General features: G+C 64.8%; 5 protein-coding genes. 3 read left to right on the top strand and 2 right to left on the bottom strand.

The window, feature by feature from the left end; all coding sequences use genetic code 11:
- On the bottom strand, window positions 1-893 hold an 893-nt coding region (locus A5766_RS04625), incomplete at its 3' end, for a DUF222 domain-containing protein (protein WP_156527365.1).
- A 130-nt stretch (window positions 894-1,023) separates the two neighbouring features.
- On the bottom strand, window positions 1,024-2,304 hold the full coding sequence (locus A5766_RS04620) for an integrase core domain-containing protein (RefSeq protein WP_174299167.1): 1,281 nt from the start codon (window positions 2,302-2,304) through the stop codon (window positions 1,024-1,026).
- A 156-nt stretch (window positions 2,305-2,460) separates the two neighbouring features.
- Between A5766_RS04620 and A5766_RS04615 the strand changes: the two genes are divergently transcribed.
- From A5766_RS04615 to A5766_RS04605, 3 genes are all read left to right on the top strand, one after another.
- Window positions 2,461-2,823, top strand: a complete 363-nt coding sequence (locus A5766_RS04615) for an ArsR/SmtB family transcription factor (protein WP_007240805.1) — start codon at window positions 2,461-2,463, stop codon at window positions 2,821-2,823.
- Complete coding sequence (gene arsB, locus A5766_RS04610) at window positions 2,820-3,923, top strand: ACR3 family arsenite efflux transporter (protein ID WP_005179505.1); 1,104 nt, start codon at window positions 2,820-2,822, stop codon at window positions 3,921-3,923. Before A5766_RS04615 ends, arsB begins: the two co-directional genes overlap by 4 nt.
- Window positions 3,916-4,204: three-helix bundle dimerization domain-containing protein (locus A5766_RS04605; RefSeq protein ID WP_442902949.1), on the top strand; the 289-nt coding region annotated here is incomplete at its 3' end. The genes arsB and A5766_RS04605, both read left to right, overlap by 8 nt.

Here is a 4,204-nt window from a genome sequence, read left to right as displayed (position 1 = left end):
TTGCGTTGGGCGGGTGAGCGTTGATCCCGCAACGCCGCCGCCGCGACCTGCTCAGCATTGGCGGTGGTGATCGGACCCACAGGTGAGTCGGGATCGTCGGGGTTGTTCATGCCCGGTTTAGCCCACGAGTCCAGCACGGTATCCAGCCGGGCTCGGGCGATCGGATCCAAATCGGCAGTCAACCGCGACATGAGTTGCGCGTTCTGCCGGTTCACCCACAAGCGGCGTCGACGTTTCCGGTCTTTCGGGTTGGTCAGCGTCCCATCCGGATCGAGATGCGCCAACAATCGTGAACCGAGGTTGGTGATCTCAGCAGGCGTGAACTGGATCGCATACCCGGCCATCTGCGCTTCGGCAGCAGCTTTCGTCTCCGCCGACACCTCACTAGGGATGGCCTCCAACACCTCGAGTACCGCGCGGACGTGTGCGCCGGCGACGCGTCCTTCCACGACGTAGCCGGCCAACGTCGGACAGGAGGGCGGGAGGCGGTCGCCGCAGATGGTGGTGAATGAACCGGTCGCCGCGATCACCCGATACCTAGCTGCGGGATCACCGATATGCAGACGCTGCCCCATGAAGTTGCGAATATCGCGGAACCCCAAACCGTGCGGTAGATCCCGGTCGGACGCTTCCACGATCAAGCGATCGGTGACCGCACCGGCCGTGCGCAACGCCAGGCGTTCGGCCTCGACGGTGGCTTCGACGAGCACGTCGTCGGACACCAACGACACATCCACCGTCGCCAACTCATCCAACACCGCTGCCAGGCGTGACAGTTTCTCGGCGACCACCGCATCCGCAGACCCCACCGCAGCAGTAGCCAACGCAGACGACCCCAAAGCCGAAGGCGCGCCACCGCTTCCGCTGTCGCTCGGTTTGCTGTTGCTGTTCACGTGCCGCCACCCCCGCCCCACGTCGTGTCGAATATGTGTTCTATATTACCCGACAATACCGACAACGGCGTGTGATGTATCGGGACATCGGTGACGTTTCTGCATCTGGACATTGGTGACACTTGGTGTGTCAGGACTTCGGTGACGGTGCGGTCTTCTTGGTGGGGCGTGGGCCGCGGGGTTGTCGATTTCCGACGTAGGTGATTCCTGGGGCGGGTCGGGGGTGTTCGACGAGGACTTCGCCTTCGGTGTTGGCGATGACGATTGTGTTGTCGTCGGTGACAACGAGGACCTGGTCGAAGGCGTGGTCCACATCGACCATGTAGGTGACTGCGTCCACGCTGATGGTGCCGGAGGTGCTGACAGTTCTGGCCAGGACGCCGTCGGGTAGGTCGGTGGGTTGCCGCTGTGCGGGCCGAGGGCGTGGTGTCGGCGGATCGAGCAACGGCCGACCGAATTTGGGGTGTGGCGCGTCGGCTTTCGGTGTTGCCTGCCAGGCGGTCAACGGTGTGACCCGCCCGGGCAGTCCTTGGTGAGGCCGCTCGGTGTTGTAGATGTGGTCGAACGCGTCGACCTGGGCCTGCAACTCGGCCAGGGTGTCGGCAAGTGGCTGTTTGTCCAGGTAGCGGAACAGTGTCTGGTGGAAGCGTTCGTTCTTGCCCTGCGTGGTGGGCTTGTAGGGCTTGCCGGTGATTGTTTCGACTCCGAGCGCGTGGGCGTGTTCGACGAGTTGACCGATGCGGCCGCGGCGTGAGGGGTTGAAAGCGGGCCCGTTGTCGGTGAGGAGTCGCTGGGGCACGCCGTGAGCGGTCACCGCCTTGTCGAACACCGCGATCGCGGCGTCGGAGGTCTCACCGGCGGCCACGTGGGAGCCCACGGCGTAGCGAGAGTGATCGTCGATCAGTTGCAGGATGACGCACGTACGTCCGCCGGTCAGAACGTATTCGGTGCCGTCGAGTTGCCAGCACGCATTCGGTGCGGGATAGACGAACCGCCGCCACGCCGAGCGGGGCTTCTTTTTCGGTTCACGCCGGGCTACTCCGGCATCGCGGAAGATGCGGGCCAGCGATGCTGTCGAGGGGACCTGTGCCATGCCCATCGACCGCATCTTGTCGTGCACGCTGATCGGTCCGTGGTCCAGACCCGACCTTTCCAAGGCGGCGCGCACCGCCACCGCTTGTGACTTGACCTCGTCACTGAGCGCTGACGGGCTCGACTTTGGGCGGCGGGTCCGCGGTTCGAGGGCTGCCGCGGGCCCCTCGACTTTGGCGCGTTTACGCAGCTCGTAGAACGACTTTCGAGAAATTCCGTGTTCGACGCAGAATGTTGAGACCGCTCCGCGGGGTGCATCATCAGGCCACTGCGAGATAGCTAGCCGGACGACAGGGTCGATAGGTTCATTAACAGCCACCGTCTGAGCGTTGAATGCGGCACGTGAGCTGACCCGAGGATGGCGGTTCGATCGGAGCCCAACCGGTTGCTTGTCGTGGACACCAACGCGAAAGCGCAAGCCTGCTTCCAGGTCGGCCACCTTGTCGCCTGCATCGACGTGTGTCAATATTGACGCGTGTCGAATAAGAATCTCCTGCTGCCACCCGGCCGCGGCCTCAGTAGCGACGAGACCGGGGCTGTCACCCCACTGTTGAAGGCACTCGCTGATCCGGTTCGACTGCGGTTGCTGTCGGAGGTCGCTGCGCATCCGGGCGGCGAGGCGTGCGTGTGCGACATCTCCGGGCCGTTCGAGCTGTCGCAGCCGACGATCTCGCACCATCTGAAGGTGCTGCGCCAGGCGGGTCTGGTGACCAGCGAGCGCCGCGCGACCTGGGTGTACTACCGGGTGAACACCGAAGCGCTGCAACAACTGTCGGGCCTGCTGGGCGATCTCGCCACGGTCGTGGGGGAAACGCGGTCGTGTGAGGCCGACCAGTGACCGCCACCGACACCGCGGTCGCGGGCAAGTTGTCGACGCTGGACCGGTTTCTGCCGGTGTGGATCGGCGCCGCGATGGTCGCCGGACTGCTGCTCGGTCGAGTCGTCCCCGGCCTGGGTGACACTTTGGCGGCGGTCGAGCTCGACGGCATCTCGCTGCCGATCGCCCTCGGATTGCTGATCATGATGTATCCGGTGCTGGCCAAGGTGCGCTACGACCGACTCGACTCGGTCACCGGTGATCGTCGCCTGCTACTCGGGTCGTTGGCGTTGAACTGGATCATCGGACCGGCGTTGATGTTCGCGCTGGCCTGGCTCCTGCTCCCGGATCTGCCGGAGTACCGGACCGGACTGATCATCGTCGGCCTGGCCCGATGCATCGCGATGGTCATCATCTGGAACGACCTGGCGTGCGGCGACCGCGAAGCCGCTGCTGTTCTCGTCGCACTGAACTCGGTGTTCCAGGTGGTCATGTTCGCCGTGCTGGGTTGGTTCTACCTCTCGGTGTTGCCCGGATGGCTGGGCCTGGAGCAGACCACCATCGACACCTCGCCGTGGCAGATCGCGAAGTCGGTGCTGATCTTCCTCGGTATACCCCTGGTCGCAGGCTTCCTCACCCGCCGCATCGGCGAGCGAACCAAAGGCCGCGACTGGTACGAGTCCTCGTTCCTGCCGCGTCTCGGGCCGTGGGCCCTTTACGGGTTGCTGTTCACCATCGTCATCCTGTTCGCGTTGCAAGGTGAGCAGATCACGTCGCAGCCGTGGGACGTCGTGCGGATCGCTCTGCCGCTGCTGATCTACTTCGCGGTGATGTGGGGCGGTGGGTTCGTGCTCGGGGCCGCGATGGGGCTGGGGTATGCGCGAACCACCACGCTGGCGTTCACCGCCGCGGGCAACAACTTCGAGCTCGCCATCGCCGTCGCGATCGCCACCTACGGTGCAACATCCGGCCAGGCCCTGGCCGGAGTCATCGGACCACTCATCGAGGTCCCCGTCCTCGTCGCCCTCGTGTACGTGTCCCTGGCACTGCGGAAACGCTTCACCACCCCAACCACTGCCTCCAGCCCGGATGTGTCGAAGGAGCCGGCTCGCGATGCCTGAGGATCTGTTGGACGAGCAGCTAAGTCGCAGTGAACACCGCGCGCAGCCCGAACTGTTGATGCCCCATGCCGTGCTCGCCCGTACCGCCGCTGACCTGGCCGCCAAGTATGAGGGGGTGGTGTCTCGCCAGACGGTGGAACGCTGTGTGTTCGAGTCCTACACCGCCTTACGGCGCACCTCCCGGGTGCATGCGCACCTGACGACCTTGGCGGGCAGGTTCGCGGCTGATCGGTTACGCGCCCTGGCCCAGTCCGATGGATCGGTGCCCAAGGATGTGCCCG

Origin of the sequence: Gordonia sp. 852002-51296_SCH5728562-b (assembly GCF_001665475.1) — a bacterium.
GTDB lineage: Bacteria > Actinomycetota > Actinomycetes > Mycobacteriales > Mycobacteriaceae > Gordonia > Gordonia sputi.
This window is presented reverse-complemented; position numbering and strand designations above follow the sequence as displayed.